The 19,424-nt window shown below is 64.2% G+C and carries 16 protein-coding genes and 1 pseudogene; 9 read left to right on the forward strand and 8 right to left on the reverse strand.

Annotation, left to right across the window (positions count from 1 at the left end; genetic code table 11):
* The first annotated feature begins 158 nt into the window (after positions 1–158).
* The 3 genes from OSH05_RS13975 to OSH05_RS13985 all read left to right on the forward strand — a co-directional run bounded on the left by OSH05_RS13975 (position 159) and on the right by OSH05_RS13985 (position 3,247).
* Positions 159–1,235 carry a glycosyltransferase family 2 protein gene (locus OSH05_RS13975; protein WP_104219945.1) on the forward strand — a complete coding sequence of 359 codons (1,077 nt, stop codon included), beginning with the start codon at positions 159–161 and terminating at the stop codon, positions 1,233–1,235.
* A gap of 66 nt (positions 1,236–1,301) precedes the next feature.
* The gene (gene hemN, locus OSH05_RS13980; protein ID WP_104219944.1) at positions 1,302–2,702 is read left to right on the forward strand and encodes an oxygen-independent coproporphyrinogen III oxidase; all 1,401 of its coding nucleotides are present in this window, start codon (positions 1,302–1,304) and stop codon (positions 2,700–2,702) included.
* Positions 2,703–2,803: 101 nt separating this feature from the next.
* Positions 2,804–3,247 carry a hypothetical protein gene (locus OSH05_RS13985; RefSeq protein ID WP_104219943.1) on the forward strand — a complete coding sequence of 148 codons (444 nt, stop codon included), beginning with the start codon at positions 2,804–2,806 and terminating at the stop codon, positions 3,245–3,247.
* Between the two features lie 4 nt (positions 3,248–3,251).
* Here the strand turns inward: OSH05_RS13985 and OSH05_RS13990 are convergent, their stop codons facing one another.
* Positions 3,252–3,986, reverse strand: coding sequence for a response regulator (locus tag OSH05_RS13990; RefSeq protein WP_104219942.1), 735 nt, complete (start codon positions 3,984–3,986; stop codon positions 3,252–3,254).
* Between the two features lie 140 nt (positions 3,987–4,126).
* Here OSH05_RS13990 and OSH05_RS13995 point away from each other — a divergent pair, with 140 nt between their 5' ends.
* Positions 4,127–4,879 carry a helix-turn-helix domain-containing protein gene (locus OSH05_RS13995; RefSeq protein WP_104219941.1) on the forward strand — a complete coding sequence of 251 codons (753 nt, stop codon included), beginning with the start codon at positions 4,127–4,129 and terminating at the stop codon, positions 4,877–4,879.
* A gap of 46 nt (positions 4,880–4,925) precedes the next feature.
* A complete protein-coding gene (locus OSH05_RS14000; protein WP_104219940.1) occupies positions 4,926–6,824 on the forward strand; it encodes a hybrid sensor histidine kinase/response regulator in 1,899 nt (632 codons plus the stop codon).
* A gap of 1 nt (position 6,825) precedes the next feature.
* Here the strand turns inward: OSH05_RS14000 and OSH05_RS14005 are convergent, their stop codons facing one another.
* Both OSH05_RS14005 and OSH05_RS14010 read right to left on the reverse strand, forming a co-directional pair.
* Complete coding sequence (locus tag OSH05_RS14005) at positions 6,826–8,007, reverse strand: acetate/propionate family kinase (protein WP_104219939.1); 1,182 nt, start codon at positions 8,005–8,007, stop codon at positions 6,826–6,828.
* Positions 8,004–8,924: pseudogene (locus OSH05_RS14010) on the reverse strand (bifunctional enoyl-CoA hydratase/phosphate acetyltransferase); the annotation flags it as partial. The gene OSH05_RS14005 and the pseudogene OSH05_RS14010, both read right to left, overlap by 4 nt.
* Positions 8,925–9,225: 301 nt before the next feature.
* On the opposite strand from OSH05_RS14010, the gene OSH05_RS14015 reads away from it, so the two are divergent.
* On the forward strand, positions 9,226–9,954 hold the full coding sequence (locus tag OSH05_RS14015) for a CBS domain-containing protein (RefSeq protein ID WP_104219937.1): 729 nt from the start codon (positions 9,226–9,228) through the stop codon (positions 9,952–9,954).
* 10 nt (positions 9,955–9,964) lie between these two features.
* On the forward strand, positions 9,965–10,945 hold the full coding sequence (locus OSH05_RS14020; RefSeq protein ID WP_207778780.1) for a zinc-dependent alcohol dehydrogenase family protein: 981 nt from the start codon (positions 9,965–9,967) through the stop codon (positions 10,943–10,945).
* 92 nt (positions 10,946–11,037) lie between these two features.
* Here OSH05_RS14020 and OSH05_RS14025 read toward each other — a convergent pair whose 3' ends face one another.
* The 5 genes from OSH05_RS14025 to OSH05_RS14045 all read right to left on the reverse strand — a co-directional run bounded on the left by OSH05_RS14025 (position 11,038) and on the right by OSH05_RS14045 (position 16,984).
* A complete protein-coding gene (locus tag OSH05_RS14025) occupies positions 11,038–12,723 on the reverse strand; it encodes a GH32 C-terminal domain-containing protein (RefSeq protein ID WP_165801630.1) in 1,686 nt (561 codons plus the stop codon).
* A 20-nt stretch (positions 12,724–12,743) separates the two neighbouring features.
* Positions 12,744–13,637: a carbohydrate ABC transporter permease gene (locus tag OSH05_RS14030; protein WP_104219934.1), complete on the reverse strand. Its 894-nt coding sequence runs from the start codon at positions 13,635–13,637 to the stop codon at positions 12,744–12,746.
* Positions 13,634–14,557, reverse strand: coding sequence for a carbohydrate ABC transporter permease (locus tag OSH05_RS14035; protein ID WP_104219933.1), 924 nt, complete (start codon positions 14,555–14,557; stop codon positions 13,634–13,636). The genes OSH05_RS14030 and OSH05_RS14035 overlap by 4 nt, the downstream gene beginning before the upstream one ends.
* A gap of 68 nt (positions 14,558–14,625) precedes the next feature.
* Complete coding sequence (locus OSH05_RS14040; RefSeq protein ID WP_207778779.1) at positions 14,626–15,933, reverse strand: extracellular solute-binding protein; 1,308 nt, start codon at positions 15,931–15,933, stop codon at positions 14,626–14,628.
* A 37-nt stretch (positions 15,934–15,970) separates the two neighbouring features.
* On the reverse strand, positions 15,971–16,984 hold the full coding sequence (locus OSH05_RS14045) for a LacI family DNA-binding transcriptional regulator (RefSeq protein WP_104219932.1): 1,014 nt from the start codon (positions 16,982–16,984) through the stop codon (positions 15,971–15,973).
* A 319-nt stretch (positions 16,985–17,303) separates the two neighbouring features.
* Between OSH05_RS14045 and dusA the strand changes: the two genes are divergently transcribed.
* A complete protein-coding gene (gene dusA / locus OSH05_RS14050) occupies positions 17,304–18,296 on the forward strand; it encodes a tRNA dihydrouridine(20/20a) synthase DusA (RefSeq protein ID WP_104219931.1) in 993 nt (330 codons plus the stop codon).
* A 57-nt stretch (positions 18,297–18,353) separates the two neighbouring features.
* Entirely contained in the window at positions 18,354–19,382 is a 1,029-nt protein-coding gene (locus tag OSH05_RS14055; RefSeq protein WP_266352478.1) for a bile acid:sodium symporter family protein, read from the forward strand.
* The last annotated feature ends 42 nt before the right edge of the window (positions 19,383–19,424 follow it).

Here is a 19,424-nt window from a genome sequence, read left to right on the forward strand (position 1 = left end):
GGCCGTCGCCCCAACCACGGTAAAATGCGTACCTTCCGAGCCGGAGAGTCTTCCTCCCGCGAGATCGGAGCGGTTTGATATCCGGGCCTTGGCAGGCATGCTAGAAGCAGCCAATCAATGGGTTGCCTCTGCCGTCGCCGAAGAGATATCGCCGTCCCATGACTGCCTCTCATGCGCCCGTCCCGGAAACCTCGCCGGTCGTCGCCGCCTCGTCCGAACCTTCGAGCCGTCTCGATGGAGCCGGGGCAGAGCCGCTTCGACGCCTGCTCTCGGTTGTTGTGCCCGTCTACAACGAGGTCGACGTTCTCGACCTTTTCCTCGAGCGCATCGAGCCGGTCCTGCAAAAGGCTGCCGATCAATATGGCCTCGATTGGGAAATCGTCGCGGTCGATGATGGTTCCACGGACGGGACGGGACGGAAGCTGCGGGAATTGGCGATCTCGCACAGAAAATTCGTCGCGGTGCTGCTGGCGCGCAATTTCGGCAAGGAGGCGGCTCTCACCGCCGGGCTTGAGCATGCCATCGGCGAAGCCGTCGTGCCAATCGACGTCGATCTTCAGGATCCGCCGGAACTCATCTTCGAATTCATCCGTCATTGGCTAGCCGGAGCGGACATGGTCGTCGGTGTGCGGTCCGACCGCTCGTCCGATTCGGCGATGAAGCGATGGACCAGCGGAAAGTTCTATCGCGTCTTCAACGCGCTTTGCCGACCCGGCATCCCCGAGAATGCCGGCGATTATCGCCTGATGGACCGCAAAGTTGTCGATGCCGTGCTGAGCATGCCGGAAGGCAACCGATTCATGAAGGGCATCTTCGCCTGGGTCGGGTTCGATACCGTCTATGTCGACTTTGTCCGTGAGGCGCGGTCTGCGGGGCAGACGAGCTGGTCCTATCTCAAGCTCATGCGCTACTCGATCGACGCGATCACCGGCTATTCCACGGTTCCTTTGCGGATCTGGAGTTGGGTGGGGTTCGTCGTTGCATCGATCTCGCTGATCTATGGCATCTATTTCTTCGTGAAGGCTCTGGTGCTCGGCGATCCCGTCGCCGGCTTTCCCACTCTCATCACCGTCACCTTGTTCGCATCCGGCGTGCAGATGATGGGTCTCGGCGTCATCGGCGAATATCTAGGGCGCCTCTATCTCGAGGCGAAGCGCCGTCCCATCTATATCGCCAAGGACGTCATCGGGCGCGGCTCGAAAGACCGCGACGCGCGGCAACTTCCCTCTCGTTGATCCGGATCAAGGCGCGAAGGCGGCTCATTGCTGAGCATGGCGACTATCCTGCGGAGGGTATTTGCCATGAAGGCCGTGTGCGAACTGAAATCCGATTGTGTGCGTTGGAGCCCGTCATCGCCCGCCGCGCTCATCGAAAAATATGACGGGCGGGTGCCGCGTTACACGAGCTACCCGACGGCGCCTCACTTCCATGCCGGAATCGGCGAGACGGAATATCGTCGCTGGCTGGGGGAGGTCGACCCCGCGAAGCCGCTCTCGCTCTATCTGCATGTGCCCTTCTGCCGTCAGCTTTGCTGGTATTGCGGCTGCAACACGCAGGTTACCAATCGCCAGAGTGCCATATCCGACTATGTTGACGCGCTGCTCGGCGAAATATCGCTGGTGCAGCACGCGATCGGAAAAACGGCGCCCGTATCCTCGATCCATCTTGGCGGCGGTACGCCGAACGCGCTGTGGCCCCGCGACCTTGATCGCCTCTTTTCAGCCCTCAGGGGCCATTTCTCGATCGATTCGGGCTGCGAGATTGCCGCCGAACTCGATCCCCGCACGCTCGACCACGCGTGGATAGACGCAGCCGTCGCCAATGGGCTTAATCGCGCCAGCCTCGGCGTTCAGGATTTGGATCCACGCGTGCAGAGCGCGATCAATCGTATCCAGCCGCTCGAAGTGACGGTTCGTGCGGTGGAGCATCTGCGCCGTGCTGGCGTTGAATCGATCAATCTCGACCTGATGTACGGGTTGCCGCACCAGACATCGCACACTATCGCGAGAACCGTGGCCGACATCGTCGGCATCAAGGCCGAACGAATTGCGCTTTTCGGCTATGCCCACGTGCCGTGGATGAAGCCAGCTCAGAAGCTCATTCCCGATTCGACGCTTCCGGGAGCGGTCGAGCGATTCGACCAGCAGGCGCTGGCAGCCGAACTTCTGGTCGAGGCAGGCTACGTGCAGATCGGCCTCGATCATTTCGCGCTTGAGGACGACAGACTTGCGCAGTCCCTTCGCAAGGGCGACATGCGCCGCAATTTCCAGGGCTATACGACCGACCGGGCCGAAACTCTGATCGGGTTCGGCGCATCGTCCATCGGCCGTCTGCCGCAGGGATATGTCCAGAACGCCGTGCGGATCACCGATTGGCGCGACGCTCTGGCCGAGGGCCGTCTGCCGGTGGCGAAGGGCATCGAATTCTCGCGGGATGATCGCGTCGTGGGATCGATCATCGAGACACTGATGTGCCTGTTCCGCATCGATCTCGACGAGGTGAGCCAGGGGTTTGGCCTCGCAGCGGACAGCTTCGACGACGAACTCAGTCGCCTGCAGCCGTTCGAGGACGACGGATTGGTGCTGGTGCGCGGGCGAAACCTGTTCGTCACCGAGCGCGGGCGCCCCTTCGTTCGGTCGATCTGCGCGGTATTCGATCGATATTTCGATCGTGCAGCGACGCGGCATAGCCGCAGCATCTGACGACGTGCAAGCGCTCGACACAACGCGAGCGGCCGAACCAAGAACAACAAGGCGCGGATGAACATACGATTCAACGCGCCGGCGGGCAGGAAAGAGATCCCATGATGGCCCAGGCCTATGAGATCGGTCCGATAGAGGATGAGCAGGTCGACAGCGCCTATCTGCTCGCGCGTTTGGCTGTCCCGACGCTCGAGCTCGACGGTTGGCGGGACCGCTGCCGGCAGTCGCCCGGACGGGAGGCTGACGACATCCTGGTTGCCTCCAATCCCCGCGGCTACGTCCAGGGCCTGGCGATCAGCGCTGTGACGCTGGAGCGGCTCGGGGCTCTGGTTCTCGACATCTCCAGTTTCGTTGTCGTCAGCGCGGCGGATGGACCGGGGGTCGGCGTTGAGCTGTTCGACCACCTGGCGCTCCGGGCCAAGAGGGCCGGATGCGCGTCGATCCGGGTTCACCTGCTCGATCGGTCCGAGCGACAGTTGTCGGTCGACGCAACACGTCAGGAGATCGACGCGCTGCTCCGTGCCGCTTCCCGAGCCGTCTCCTGAACCGTCAGACCGATTCCCGCCCGGTGAAAACATAGCCGATGCCGCGAACCGACTTGACCAGTTTCGGATTGGCCGGGTCCTTTTCGATCTTCTTGCGAAGGCGCGATATCTGCGCATCGATTGTCCGATCGAACGCTTCCTGCGATCGTCCTCGGGTGAGGTCCATCAGGGTCTCGCGGGTGAAGACGTGACCCGGCTGGCGAGCCAGCACGGTGAGGAGATCGAATTCGCCGGTCGTCAGTTCGATCGGGCTTCCGCCGGCGTCATGGAGTTCGCGTCGACCGAGGTCCAGCCGCCAGCCCTCGAAATGAAGTGTGTCCGCACCGCGCGCCTCCGCTTCGGCCCCCGGCTTCGGCTTGCGGCGGCGCAGGATCGTCCTGAGGCGCGCCAGCACCTCGCGGAGGTGAAAGGGTTTGGCGATATAGTCATCGGCACCGATCTCCAGCCCGACGATGCGATCGACCACGTCATCGCGCCCGGTCAGCATGATGATCGGCACATCCGAGCGCCCGCGAATCTCGCGTGCGAGCTCCAGCCCGTCCTCGCCGCCGCCCAGAACGAGATCGAGCAGCACGGCATCGATCGTCCGTTGCTGCAGAGCCTCGCGCATGCTCCTGCCGTCGGCGACCGCCGTCACGCGATAGGACTCGCCCTCGAAATAGCGCACCAGCATCTGCCGGATCCGAGGGTCGTCGTCGACAACGAGAATGTGCTCTGGGTGGGGAGCCGAGCTTGTCATGGGGTCTTCGGAGGAACGAGCCGATCCCGGCGCGCCGTCACAGTTTGTTACACAATCGCACCAAGTCTAACACGCGCATCGATGTGTCGTCACGCGGAGGACCACTAATGGCAGCATCGAACCGATGAGGAGTCCCCACCATGCTGTCCCAAGATTCGATCGCCACGGTCAACCTTCTCGTTCGCTCGCTGCCATGCGAAGCGACGCTGCCTCCCACATTGCAGGGTGTCTTCAGCCGGCAGCCTATCGAGAAGTTCGAGCCGGGAGCCGCCGTATTCTGGGAAGGCGACGAGGCAGAACATGTGTTCGAAGTCGTCGAGGGCGTTCTGCGCGTCTATAAAATATTGGGTGATGGCCGTCGGGTGATCACCGGCTTCATGTATCCTGGCGATCTGATCGGTGTCTCACTCAAGGATCGTTACCTTTATACAGCGGAAGCGGTTACGCGAATCCAGGTTCGTCGTTTCGGACACAATCGATTTCAGGAAGAGATCAATCGGTCTCCGGAACTGAGGCCGCAGCTCTTCGCCCGGCTCTGCGACGAAATGGCTGCTGCGCAGGACCAGATGGTGCTGCTGGCCCGCAAGAGCGCCGAGGAGCGGGTTGCGAGCTTCCTGCTTCACATTGCCCGCCGCCTCGACAACGGACATCCGCCGCTCCGAGTGGTCGAAGTGCCGATGACCCGCCTCGACATGGCCGACTATCTCGGCCTCACGATCGAAACGGTGTCCCGCATCATGACCCGGCTCACGAGCCGCGGCGTCATCGCGCCCAGCGGGCGGCACGCGATTATCGTGCGCAAGAGCGACAAGCTGACGGCTCTTGCCGGTGAGATCGAAGCGGATCATAACGCTTCGCCCGCCTATACAAAGCAGGCGGTCTGGCCGAACTGAATCAGCGAAAGGGCATCCTGCCGTGAGCGAGGGAGCCGTGACGGCGATGGCCGCAGGCCCGCTTGTCGATGAGGTCGCGCGGCTTCTCGACGGCGCCACTATCATCGTCCACGACCTCGACGGACGTATCGGCGTCTGGTCCGGCGGGTGTGAACTGCTCTATGGCTGGAAGCGGGACGAAGCTGTCGGGCGCAACGTTGATGAACTTCTGTCGACCGTCTATCCGGAGCGGCGCGAGGCTATCGTCGATGCCGTGCGTGAGCTGGGCTCCTGGGAGGGCGAGGTCGTCCACCGCGACCGCGAGGGCGGCGAGATCTGGGTTGCCAGCCGCTGGATCGCGCTCACGGGCGCGGGCACCGAGTCCATCGCCATCCTGCAGACCAACAGCGACATCAGCAGCCTGAAGGAAGCGCAGGCGGATCTGGCCAGCCGCGAGGCGCATCTGCGTTCCATTCTCGATACAGTCCCCGAGGCGATGATCGTCATCGACGAGGAGGGCACGATCACCTCGTTCAGCGCCGCCGCGGAGCGGTTGTTCGGCTTCCGCTCGGCGGAGGTTGCTGGCAAGAATGTCCGGGTCCTGATGCCGTCGCCGGACCGCGAGCGTCATGACGGTTATATTCGCCACTATCTGATGACCGGCGAGCGACGCATCATCGGCTATGGCCGGGTCGTCACAGGGCTCAAGAAGGACGGCACGACGTTCCCGATGGAACTGGCCGTCGGCGAGGCGCTGTCGCAAGGGCGGCGTGTCTTCACGGGCTTTATTCGCGACCTGACAAGCCGCCACCGCATGGAGGAGGAGCTCCGCCAGTCGCAGAAGATGGAAGCCATCGGCCAGCTCACCGGCGGCATCGCCCACGACTTCAACAATCTGCTGACGGTCATCAGCGGCAACCTTGAAATGATCGAGCGGCGGCTGGACGATCCGAGGCTTCGCATTCTCCTGAAAGAGGCCCAGGACGCGGCCGATGACGGCGCCAAGCTCACCGGCCAGTTGCTCGCCTTCGGCCGCCGTCAGCCGCTCAATCCGAAACCCACCGATGTCGGCCAGCTCGTCACCAGCTTTGCCGATCTGCTGCGGCGGACGCTTGGTGAGGCGATTGAACTTCGCACCGTCGTCACCGGAGCTTCGCATCTGGCACTCGTCGACGGTTCCCAGCTGCAGAATGCGATCTTGAACCTCGCCCTCAATGCCCGCGATGCTATGGCGCGCGGCGGCCGGTTGACAGTAGAGGTCTCGCGGACGGTTCTCGATCGGGACTATGCCGAGATGTATCCCGGCGTGCGCAGCGGCTATTTCATACTGGTTTCGGTCACCGACACCGGATCGGGCATGACGGCCGAGGTGAAGCAGCGGGCCTTCGAACCGTTCTACACGACCAAGGGACTAGGCTCGGGAACCGGCCTTGGTCTCTCCATGGTCTACGGCTTCGTCAAGCAGTCAGGCGGGCATGTCCAGCTCTATAGCGAGCCGGGGCAGGGAACGAGCGTCCGGCTCTTTTTGCCGAGTTCCGTGACCGTCCACGAAAATGCGCCGGTAGCGCCTGCCGCCCGCCCAGATGCGCTTCCGGAAGGCAGCGAAACCATTCTCGTCGTCGAGGACGATCTGCGGGTACGCCGGGTCGCCGTGGCCAGACTGCGCGAGGGCGGCTACCGCGTTGTCGAGGCCGGGACGGGTGGCGAGGCGCTGGAGCTCCTTCGCTCTGTGCCCGAGATCCGGTTGCTTTTTACCGATGTCATTATGCCGGGCGGAATAGCCGGCGACGAACTGGCACGAGAAGCCCGGCGGCTTCGACCCGATATCAAGGTGCTCTTCACGTCGGGCTATGCCGAACCCACGGTTGCCGGTCGCGAATTTGGCGACGATGAGAGCTGGCTGAAGAAGCCCTATACAGCGCGCGAACTGGCGGTGCGCCTGCGCAAGCTGCTCGATCCGGCCTGAATCATCCCGACGCGAGAATCGACGCGGCCTCTTCGGCGATCACACTCTCCTCGTCCGTCGGCAGCACGAAGACGGCGACACCGCTCGTCCTGGTGCTGATCCGCGTTTCATTGAAGACGTTGGACTGCGCGTCGATGTCGATGCCGGCCCAACCGAGGTGATCGCAGACGGCGGCGCGGAGCGCTGGCTGGTGTTCGCCGATGCCTGCGGTGAAAACAAGCCCGTCCAGCCCCTTGAGGGTGGCCGCATAGGCCGCCACCTGCCGTGCGATCGCGAGGGCGAAGATCGCCATGGCCTCGGCAGCGGCGGGTTCCTCGCTCTCCGTGAGCACGCGGGCATCGGCGCTGATCCCGGACAGACCGAGAAGGCCGGAGCGGTGATAGAGCATGTCCTCCAGATCGGCGACGGCGAGGCGCCTTTCCTGAAGAAGGTACAGCAGGATGCCGGGGTCGATGGCGCCGCTGCGGGTCGCCATCGGGATGCCGTCCAGCGTCGAGAAGCCCATAGATGCGCTGCGGCTGATCCCGCCTTCGAGCGCGCAGAGGCTGGCGCCACTGCCCAAATGGGCGACGACGACTCGTCCAGCGGCGATTTCGGGCGCTTCTCGGGCCAGAGCGCCGGCGATGAACTTGTAGGAGAGCCCGTGGAAACCGTAGCGCTTGACGCCTTCACCAAAGAGTTCGCGGGGCAGGGCGATGCGCCGCTCCGTGTCTGTTTGCGTGCGGTGGAAAGCCGTATCGAAGGAAGCGATCTGCGGCACGTCCGGCCAGATCCGGCGGATCGACTCGATCAGGCGAACGGCGCGAGGCTGGTGCAGCGGCGCCAGATGTCGCAGCGCGGCGATCGCGGCGAGAACCTGGTCGTCAATGCGGGCCGGTCCGCTGAAGCGGTCGCCGCCATGAACCACGCGATGCCCGGCGCCGATGAAATGATCGGAGGCGAAATGCTCCACGAGACTTTCCAGCGTCTCGCTGATCAAGTCGTGCAGATCCTCCTGGAGCGCCGACTTGAGCTCGATGTCGGTCCGCTTCGGCCCCTCCGAGATATGCAGCATCAAAGGCGCAGCGCGCAGGTCGATCATGCCGCCGCCGATGCGCCGAGGCTTCGAATTTGCGTCGGCAAAGAGGCCGAGCTTGATCGTTGAGGAGCCGGGGTTGAAGGTAACGAGGAGGTTCTGGTTCATGAATAATTGAGAACCTTCTGCCGTTCCGATCCGATGAGCTTGGCGAGCGCGGCCGAGGCGCGGCGGACTTGCAGCGAATCTGCACGGCTCGTCAGGATGATCGGCACGCGCGCACCCAGCACCAGCCCGGCCGCTTTTGCGCCGGCGAAATAGATCAGCTGCTTGGCGAGGATGTTGCCGGCCTCGAGGTCCGGCACGACCAGGACGTCGGCGCGACCGGCGACGGGCGAGACGATTTCCTTGATCCTTGCCGAGTCGAGATCGATCGCGTTGTCGAATGCGAGCGGTCCATCGACCTTGGCGCCGGTGATCTGTCCGCGCATGGCCATGACCGTGAGCGCGGCCGCGTCCAGCGTCGTCGGCATCGAGGGTTCGACCGTTTCCACCGCGGCCAGGATTGCCACGAGCGGCTCGGCGACGCCGAGCCGGGTCAGGAAGTCAATCGCGTTCTGGCAGATGTCCCGCTTCTGGAGCAGGGTTGGGGCGATGTTGATGGCGGCGTCGGTCACGACCAGAAGCTTGGAATAGGCCGGCACGTCGAGCACATAGACATGGCTGATCCGGCGGGCAGTCCGCAGGCCGGATGTGGCCGCGACAACGGCGCCGAGCAGTTCGTCGCTGTGCAGGCTTCCCTTCATCAGCGCATGAACCTCGCCGCGGGCCGCCATCTGCGTTCCGCGCTCGGCCGAGGCATGACTGTGCTCGGTAGGCTCGATCTTGAGACCCGACAGGGAAACAACGGCCGCCTCGGCGGCGGCGCGGATCTTATTCTCTGGCCCGACGAGAACCGGAGACAGCAGACCTTCGTCGCGCGCATCGACGGCGGCACGGACCGCTTCCGGCGAGCAGGGATGGACCACGGCCGTCAGCAGCGGCGGCATGCCACGGGCTTCCGTGACGAATGGCTCGAACCGGTCCGTGTGAGAACCAGGCGCGTTCTGATCGTCGTCGCGCATCGTGCCTCCGGTCAGGCAAGCAGGAATATTCACCACATCTTATCGCCCATTTGCCATGATGGCGTGACTGGGATCAAACTGCCTTTGATACGAATTCCCCTCGTCGATTCCGGATCGATTGTTGATGCCACGCAAGGACGGCATCGCCGTTTCGATTGAAGTTCAACACCCATGATGCCGGTTCCGCGCGTCGGCGACCAAGACCGTCCAAGGATGACGCGCTCTGGCCGTCTGCCGGCCGGCTCGTTCTGAGGAGGTCCAGGTGAAGGTTCAGGATATCATGACGACGCCGGTATTCAGCGTCGCCCCATCCACGCCGATCGGAGAGGCTGCGCAGCTGATGCTGGCGCACCATATAAGCGGCCTGCCGGTCGTCGATGCGAGCGGTACGCTCGTCGGCGTCGTGACGGAAGGCGATTTTCTGCTGCGTTCCGAACTCGGCACTGAGCGGAAGCGTTCGCCCTGGCTGCAGTTCTTCCTGAGCGCCGGCAAGGCAGCCGACGAATATGTCCATACCCATGGCCGGCGCGTCGAAGACGTGATGACGCGGGACGTGGTCGCGACCACCCGCGGCGCTACTCTCGAAAATGTCGTCGAGATGATGGGGCGCCGCCATATCAAGCGACTGCCGGTCGTGGAGGACGGCAAGCTGGTCGGCATCATCGCGCGCTCCGATCTTCTGAAGGCACTGGCGCAGCGCCTTACCAGCGAGCCCACCGACGCCGGCGGAGACGATGCCGTGCGCAAGGCAATCATCGCGGAACTCGGCCGCCAGTTCTGGAGTAGCAATGGTCTCGTCCGGGTCGAAGTCGAAGGCGGCAACGTCACCCTCAGCGGTACGATCTTTGATGAGCGGGAAAGGCTGGCAGCTTGCGTTGTCGCCGAGAATGCGGCCGGCGTGAAATCCGTGGAGGACCAACTCGTCTGCGTCGAGCCGATCTCCGGCGTGATCATCATGCCGCCGCCGAAAGATCCCGACGCGCAGAGCTGAGGAGGTGGCTGTGCGGGCCATGGTGCTTCACGCCGTCGGGCAGCCGCTTGTCCTGGAGGAGCGTCCCGTTCCTCTTCCGGGGCCGGGCGAGATCCGTGTTCGGGTCGAGGCCTGTGCCGTCTGCCGCACCGATCTGCATGTCGTCGACGGCGATTTGCCGGACCCGAGGCTTCCGCTGGTTCCGGGCCATGAGATCGTCGGGATCGTCGAGGCGGTGGGCGAAGGGGTGCCGCTCGCCATGGGCCGCCGCGTCGGCATACCCTGGCTCGGCCACACCTGCGGCCATTGTGCCTTCTGCGCCGGCGGGCAGGAAAATCTCTGCGATACGCCGCAGTTCACGGGCTATTCGCGCGATGGCGGCTTCGCCACCCACGTGGTCGCTGATGCGGCGTTCGCTTTTCCGCTCGACGGCTTTGCGGATCCGGTGGCGGCCGCGCCGCTCATGTGCGCCGGCCTGATCGGCTGGCGCTCGCTGGGTTTTGCCGGATCGGCGAAGCGTATCGGGTTCTATGGCTTCGGCGCGGCGGCTCATATCTTGGCGCAGGTCTGCGTCTGGCAAGGCCGCAGCGTCTATGCCTTCACCCGGGAAGGCGACGTCGCGGCCCAACAGATGGCACTGTCGCTTGGAGCCGTCTGGGCCGGCAGTTCCGATGACATGCCGCCCGAGCGGCTCGACGCGGCGATCCTCTTCGCGCCTGTCGGTGCTCTGGTGCCGCAGGCACTGCGCGCCGTCCGTAAGGGCGGGACGGTGGTCTGCGGCGGCATCCATATGAGCCCGATTCCGAGTTTCCCCTACGACATCCTCTGGGGTGAACGGAAGATCGTCTCGGTTGCCAATCTGACGCGCCAGGACGCTCATGAATTCCTTGAGATCGCGCCCCGCGCTGGCGTGAAGACGAGGACGACGGTCTATCCGTTGGAGCGGGCCAATGACGCGCTCGACGATCTCCGGGCCGGGCGTTTTCAAGGCGCGGCGGTGCTCGTCCCTTAGATCGCCAGGCACTCGAATTGGGAGCGTGGGGGCGGATCGGCACCTGCCTCCGAAGGGCGGTCGGCCTCGAGGCTTCGTCCGCCGTAGCCCGCTCAGGCGCCTTGCGGTCGCAGATGGTGGAGCCTCGCCGCACCGATTGTGCCGGGCGCTGCGCTCAGCGTGATCGCCTTGATGGGCTCGTCGCTGTCGATGCGCTTGGTCAGGCACCAGCGGCCGTCATCGACATAGATCTCAATGAGGCCGACATCGACGAAGATGCGGAGGCGCGCCGGCGCAATGTCCTCGATGAAGTAGCGCGGCGACGGGCGGCTGCCGGGCGGCTTGAAGGCGAGTTCGAGCGTGCCGCCCGCATAGCCGAGGGCGATCCCGAATTCCGGATGGCGGAAGGCAAGCTCGAAAGGCACGCCCTTTTCCGCGATCTCGATACCGATCTCGGCGAGGCCGTCCTCAAGCACGACCGGTCGACCGTTCGATGCAATGTCGATGGCAGGTTCCGGCCGCCGCAGCGCCTCGACCGTCTCGATCACCGGCGTGGACAAGGCACCGTCGCGCCAGACGAGCCGGCGCGGTAAGGTCATCGCGCTCGGGAAATCGCGGTCCTTGAACACATCGGTCCAGTTGGCCGCCCAGGAAATGCCGAAGGGACCTGTGCCGAGCGGGCCATCCGTGCCGGCAATGCCCTGGAAGGCGTAGCAATCCGTGCCGTAGTCGAGCTCTTCACGAGCGATGGGCTCGAAGCTGCGGCCGTCAAAACGCCCGACCAGCGCGACCGTGATGTTGCGGCGTCGGCTGACCTCGTCGCGGGAGCCGAGCAGGCCGAAGATCAGCACATGCAGGCCCGCGCCCTCACCATCGAGCGCCACCATGCAGGGACATTCGGCGGGCAGCTTCTGCGTCGTCGGCTCGCGATGCACCACGCCGGCGAAACGCCAGCCTTCGACACCGCTTGCGTCCTCGGTCTCATAGAGCAGGACCAGCGCGGCGGTGTCATCGCCTGCGCCGAGCAGCATCTTCCAGAGCCCGTCTGGACCCTTGAACACATAGGGATCGCGGAAATTCTTGCCGAGGCCCGGCAGCTCCGGCACTTCGGTCACCACCGGCGCCGAGGGGCCGACATCGACGCGGTCGTCCGAGACGGCCGTCATCTGCCATTCCCAATTCGGCGTCCGGTCGTCCTGTCGGTCCGTATAATAGACGCGCAGACCGCCGTCCGGGAGGTTGATGGCCGAGCCCGAAAAGGCGCCGCCGACCTTGGCGTCGTCAGCCAGCAATTCAGGTCGCGGCAGCAGGAAGACGGGCTGGTGGGTCCAGTCGATGCCGTTGGCCGTCACCGCATGGCCCCAGTGCATGGTGTTCCAGCGCAGGCTGTGCGGATAGTGCTGATAGAAGAGATGCGCGAGGCCGCCGGCCTGCGACAGGCCGTTCGGATCGTTCATCCAGCCGAAGGGCGCGGCGAGATGCAGGCGGTAGCGCGCCGAATTCGGCCGGTTGCGCTCTGTCGTGAACAGCGTGCGGATGCCGGTGGTCGCGACGGTCGCCGGATCGAACGCATAGACCAGCGAGACCGCCGTCCCGCCCTCGTCGAAGGCGAGGCTGGCCCGCCCTCCGGCAAGATCCTCTGCAATGCTGAGCGTGAAATCGTCCGATTCGGGTCCGGAAAGGCGCTGTTCCATCCCGTCGGCGGTGGTCAGCGTCACGACAGAACCCGTCGCATCGCCCACCGGCTTCTGGAAGACGTGCAGCGTCTCCCCGGCGTTGAGTTCAATATCGATCTTCATGATGGTCGCATTCCCGGGGATCAGCCTTTGACGGCCGAAGAGATGAACGAACTGACGAACCATTTCTGGAACGCGAGATAGAAGATCAGCACCGGGATCATCATCATGACCGAGGCGGCCATGGCGCTGTTCCAATAGATGCTGTCATGGCCGAAGAACGAGGCGATGCCGACCGAGATCGGGCGGGCCCGATCGGTCTGCGTCACCATCAGCGGCCACAGATATTGGTTCCAGGTTTCGATGCCGAGCAGGATGGCGACCGTCGCCAGCACCGGCAGGCTGATCGGCAGGAACACCGACCAGTAGATGCGGAACGGTCCGGCACCGTCCACGGTCGCGGCATCATAGATGTCGCGCGGTATCTGGATAAAGAACTGGTAGATCAGGAAGATGTACAGCGGGCTGGCCATGAAGGGCAGAATCTGCGCCGCGAAGCTGTCGGAAAGGCCGACGCGGTTGATGATGGTCAGCAGCGGCAGGACGATCGATTCCTGCGGCACGATATAGAGCCCGATCAGCGCCGTCAGGATGATGGCCCGCCCCGGCAGCCGGCCCCAGGCCAGCACGAAGGCCGCCATGGAATTCAGGAAGACGCCGCCGAGAACCGTGACGAACAGGATGACCAGCGAGTTCAGCAGATAGCGGCCGAAGGGCAGCGCGCCGGAGAAGGTCCAGACCTCTCGGAAATTCTGCAGCGTCGGGTCGGATACCCAGAAGGCGCGGAACGAACCCATATCGGCCAGGATCTGGAAACGATCGGCCTTGAGGCTCGCCACGACGAGCAGAAACAGTGGCGAGACGATCACCAGCGCCAGGATCAGCACGGCGACGAACTTGATCACGGCGGTCCAATCACGCGGCAGGCGCGAGGGCGTGCGTGGGGCCAGGGGGCCCGGTCCGGAGATAGTGGTCATTGGCGATCCCTCACCACGAAGCGCTGAACCAGCGAGACGATCAGGACGATGAAGAAGAGGAGGATGGCGACGGCCGAGGCGAGGCCTAGCCGCTGGTCGACGAAGCCGGCGGTGAACATGTAGTGGACCAGCGTGTCGGTGGTGCCGCGCGGGCCGCCCTGGGTCAGGATGTTCACCTGGGTGAACAGCTTGAACGCCTGGATCGTGGTGATGATCAGCACGAAGATGTGGGTCTGGCGCAGCGACGGCATGGTGACATGCCAGAAGCGCTGCCAGCGATTGGCGCCGTCGAGCTCCGCCGCCTCATAGAGCGATTCCGAAATGCCCTGCAGGCCGGCGAGATAGACGATCATCTGGAAACCATAGGCCTGCCAGGCCGAGAGCAGAACGATGGCCGGCATCGACCAGCTCGGATCGCCAAGCCAGTCGATGGGCTGCACCAGACCGAACGACAGGAAGCCGACGATCTGGTTGAACGGGCCGGTCGGATACTGGAACAAAGTCGCCCAGATCACGCAGACGACGACCATCGAGGTGATTGCCGGGAGGAAGAACAAGCCGCGGAAGAAATTGCGGAAGGGCAGCTTCTGATTGAGCAGCAGCGCGATGGCGAGCGCGAAGCCGCACTGGACCGGCAGCACCATCAGCGTGAAGCGCACCACGTTCCACAGCGCCCGCCAGAAATCATGATCGGTCAGGATCTGTTGGAAATTGCCAAGCCCGACGAAGCGCGGCGGCACCGGGCGCGGGATCAGCCGCTCGTTGGTGAGCGCGATGCGAAACGATGACAGGAATGGCAGCAGCAGGAAAATGGCGATGAGCGCCAGCGCTGGCAGCAGCATCGTGATTTCCTGAGCCCGCCCGCCCCAAAGCGCGCTTCGCCGGCGGCCGTTGGCGGCCGGCACCTGACTGATCGACATCCTACGGTTCCTCCCGGCTGGATAGTGTCGCGCCGCATCCTGTGATGCGGCGCGACGGGTTGGATGGCCTAGTTGGCCTGGCCGAAGGGCGCGTAACCCTCATTGTCCTCGATGTCGGCGTCGATCTTCTTGGCCGCCTTGGACAGCTCCTCCTGGGCGTCTGCGCCGTCGAAGATGTTGTTCATCGCCTGCTGGAAGGCGAGCGTGATCGTCGGATAGGCCGGATGCGGCGGACGCGGCACGGCGCTCTTCGAGGCCTGCTCGAACGCGACGGCCATGGCGCCACCCGGCGCATAGAGCGGCGAGGCTGCGGCGAAGGACTTGATGCCCGGGAAGCCGGCATGCTCCGCATAGGCGGCGCGATATTCGGGATCCTGCAGCATGAACGACAGGAACTTGCCTGCCAGCGCCGGATCGGACGCGGTCTTGGTGATCGCGTAGATCCAGGTGCCGTTCGGGCTGGCGCTCTTCTCGCCGAATTTCGGCAGCGGCATCACGACGACATCATCGCCCATCTGGGCCTTGGCCTCGGCATAGAACCAGTGCCCGCCCCAGGCGAGACCGGCCGGCCGGCCCTCGGCGTAGAACTGGTTGCCACCGGCCGATTGCGGCACGACCCAGCCCTTCTGAACCAGTCCCTGCAAGAGCTTGGCCGCCTCGACGCACGTTGCGCCATCGAGTGTCCCGGTCGCCTTCCAACTGGTGCGGTCGATCACGTCGCAGCCCATCGAGACCAGGATCGGCTCATAGGCGTAAGTGATCCACTCGGTCTTGGTGCCATAGGCGCGGAAGAGGTCGATCGGCCATTTTACGCCGGCCGCAGCCAGCTTATCCAATGCGCCGAGGAACTCTTCCTTGGTCCAGGCATCGTCGACCGAGGTCGGGATGCGGATGCCGAGCTCGGTCAGTTGCTTGCGGCTGCCATAGAGCGCCACGGTCGAATCGACCAGCGCCGTCGCGTAGAGCTGCTTGTCGACCGGATAGGTGCCCTGGCTGATGTTGGACGCCGTCATGTCGTCGAGCAGCGCCTTGTCGATATAGGGCGCGATCGGCTGCAGGAAGCCGGACCAGACATAATTGGCGAGGAACGGCGCATCGAGCTCCATGATGTCGGGCAGCGCCCCGGCCGAGACTGCCGCGCCGACCTTCTCGTTATAGGCGTCGTGCGGCGTATTGATCAGTTCAACCGTCGTGCCAGGATTGGCGACCTCGAACTTCTTGGCCGTCTCGGTGATGATCTTCACCTCATAGGGATCGCCCTGAAACATCAGCTTCAGGCTGGCCGCCTCGGCCGCCGACAGACCGGCAAGGCCTACCCCCAGGATGGTCGTGGCGCGAAGCACCGTCAGTAAACGATTACCCAACTGCATCTTCATGGCATTTCTCTCCCTTTAGTGACCGGACCGCTGCACTTCAGACTGAAGCGCGTTCGACAAGGCGGAACGGGATTTCCTCGATGGCTCGGGCCGGGGCGCCGTGCCCGGCCAGGATTTCGGCGGCGCGTCGTCCCATGGCCCTGTGTGGCAGGGCCATGGTCGTCAGGGGCGGATCGAGCCGCGCCGCAATCTCGACCTGGTTGTCGAAGCTCGCGACGGCGACGTCTTCCGGAATGGAAAGGTTTTGGCGGCGCAGCGCGCCATAGACCTCGAGCGCCACGCGGTCATTGCCGCAGAGGATCGCATCGGGCCGGACCGGGCCGGCGAAGAGGTCCGCGACATGCTCGAAGACGAGGCTGCGCGCCTGGTTGGAATAGGTGCCGCGCGTCGACGGACGGATCCAGTCCGGGATGAGGGCGATGCCAGCCTCTTCATGGGCGGCGCGGAAGCCTTCGGCCCGCAGCGTTCCGGCCAGCAACCCGGGCAGGTTTAAGAAGGCGATACGCCGCCGCCCCGCCTCGATCAGCCGGCGCGTGATAGTCTCGGCAGCTTCGCGCTCGGCCGGCACCAGCGCCGGAATGCCCTCGTCCGTGCCGCGGCAATTGATCATCAGACTGATCGCGTCGCGCGCCGGCGTCGGTAGGTCGACAATCTGGTGAAACATGGTTGCGTAGGCGATGGCGCGCGGCATGAAGCGCTGCAGTTCGCCGACGCTGGTCTCGACCGAGCGGCCGCTGCCCGTGCTGGTCACCACCACCGAAAGCCCGTCGGTGCGCACCGAATTGTCGAAGGCGCGCATGATCTCCGTCGCGAAAGGCTGTGTGATCAGGCCGTCGGCGACGATGCCGATGATCGGCATGACGCCCTGCCGCATGCCGCGCGCGACGAGATTGGGCCTGTAGCCGAGTTCGTCGGCCAGTGAGCGGATGCGCTTGCGCGTATCGTCGGCCATGCGGATCGAATCATCGCCGCTGAGGGCGCCCGACACCGTCTTGACGGAGACGCCAAGCCGGCCGGCCAGATCCTGCAAGGAGACTTTCGAGCGCGCCATGTCGGCGTTCCGCGCTTGGGTTATCGTTTACTCACGTTTAGCGGCTGCGAATTTCCTGTCAAGGGGGACAGCTGGCCGCTGGCCCGTCCGGGTCTTTTCCAAGGCACGCATTTATGCCGGCGACACGGGATCCTCGAGGCGCTCCTCATCCTTGCCGTTGAGAACTGTCTGCGTCTGCGCTACCAGTGCGATCGGCCTCGGCCTCGATCCGTCCGAGAATTCGGTCTCGCCAATTATGGTGCAACAAGGCGCGCTGCCGTGGCGGGTTGCCAGTCTATCGTCGTCCGATCGGGCCGGCACAGAGCAAATACGACGTAGAATGAACCATTTCGATAGCCGCTTGGCCATTGCCCCTATGATGGAGTGGACGGATCGGCATTGCCGGTACTTCCATCGTCGTCTCACGTCGCGCGCTCTGCTCTATACGGAGATGGTCGTTGCCGATGCGGTGATTCATGGCCATCGGGAGAAGCTGCTCGGATTCGATCCGTCCGAACATCCTTTGGCATTGCAGATCGGTGGGTCGGAGCCGGCGAAGCTGGCTGCGGCGGCGCGGATCGGCGCGGCGTTTGGCTATGACGAGATCAATTTGAATGTGGGCTGTCCGTCGGACCGGGTGCAGTCCGGCGCGTTCGGTGCCTGCCTGATGCTGGAGCCGCGCCTCGTTGCCGAGTGCGTCGATGCGATGAAGCAGGTGGTCGACATCCCGGTCACCGTCAAATGCCGTATCGGCGTCGACGAGCAGGACCCGGAGGTCGCGCTCGACGAATTGGCCGACCGCGTGCTGGAGGCCGGGACGGACGCGCTCTGGGTCCATGCCCGCAAGGCCTGGCTGAAGGGCCTGTCGCCGAAGGAGAATCGCGAGGTCCCGCCGCTCGATTATTCTCGCGTCTACCGCCTGAAGGCACGGCTGCCGCATGTCTTCATCGGCATCAATGGCGGGATTCGGACGGTCGAGGAGGCGAGGGCGCATCTCGATCATCTCGACGGCGTCATGATGGGCCGGGCGGCCTACCAGACGCCGGGCGTGCTGGCCGGCGTCGATGGCGAAATCTATGGCGAAGGCGAAGCGCCTCGCGACGAGATGGCGGCGGCCGAGGCGATGATCCCCTATCTGGCGGACATGGTATCGCGCGGCGAGCCCATCCACCGCGCGACGCGCCATATGCTCGGTCTCTTTCATGGCCGGCCCGGTGCCCGGCGCTTCCGCCAGGTCCTGTCCAACGAGGCCAATCTGCGCGGGGCTGGACCCGAGGTGCTCGCCAGGGCGCTCGCCGAGATCGGAAGTCGGGACGCGGCGCTTGCGGCCTGAAAGCTGCCGATCGGTCTTTCACTGACGCCGATTGCGGGCTATGGAGGGTCAACGGCCGTGCTGGCCGTCCTCCTCATTCCGGGCGTCCCTTCCATGAAAATTCGCGGTGTCTCGATCGACGGCTTTCTTTTGGCTCTCGTTGCCGTCGTCGCTCTGGCCATCGCATTTCCGGGGCCGGGATCGAGCAACGGCTTTCTGCACATGAAGGAAGTGGCGACCTATGGCGTCGCCGTGATCTTCTTCCTGTACGGGTTGACGCTGGCGCCGGAGAAGATGAAGGCCGGCATCAGCCACTGGCGGCTGCATCTTTGCGTCCAGCTCTGCACCTTCGTGCTGTTTCCGCTCGTCGTTCTGGTGATCGGTACGCCGCTCAAGGGCTTCATCCCCGAAGCCGTCTGGATCGGCTTCTTCTATATCGCCGCCCTGCCGTCGACCGTCTCGTCCTCGGTCGCGATGACTTCGATCGCTCATGGCAATGTGCCGGTGGCGATCTTCAATGCGACGCTGTCGAGCCTGATCGGCGTTTTCGCCACGCCGGCGCTCATGGCCTGGTTCCTGTCGAGGGCGGGCATCGACATTCCGCTCCTGCCGGTCATCGGCAAGATCGTACTGCTCGTTCTCGTGCCGATGATCCTCGGCCAGGTCGCGCGACACTGGCTGCATGGCTGGGCGCATCGCCACAACAAGCAGATCAAGCTCGCCGACCGGGCGATCATCCTGGCGATCGTCTACAACTCATTTTCGGATTCCGTCGTCGAAGGAGTCTGGCAGGGGCATGACGCGCTTCTGATCGTCGAGATCATCGTCGGCGTCATCGCGCTCTTCTACGTCGTCTACTATCTGATGAAGATCCCTTGCCGACTGCTGGGCTTCGACCGGGCGGACACGATTGCCTGCCTGTTCTGCGCCTCGAAGAAGTCGCTCGCGACCGGCGTGCCGCTGGCGCCGGTCATCTTCGCCGGCAACCCGGCGATCGGCCTGATCATCGCGCCGATCATGCTCTATCATTTCTGCCAGTTGGTCATTGTCAGCTTCATCGCTAACGGGCATGCTCGCACCGCCCTGGCCGATCCCGGTGGTCTCTGAAGCGTTTTCGAGCGAAGTGGATTCCGGTTCGCGTGAAGAAAA

Origin of the sequence: Kaistia algarum, from assembly GCF_026343945.1 — a bacterium.
GTDB classification, from domain to species: domain Bacteria; phylum Pseudomonadota; class Alphaproteobacteria; order Rhizobiales; family Kaistiaceae; genus Kaistia; species Kaistia algarum.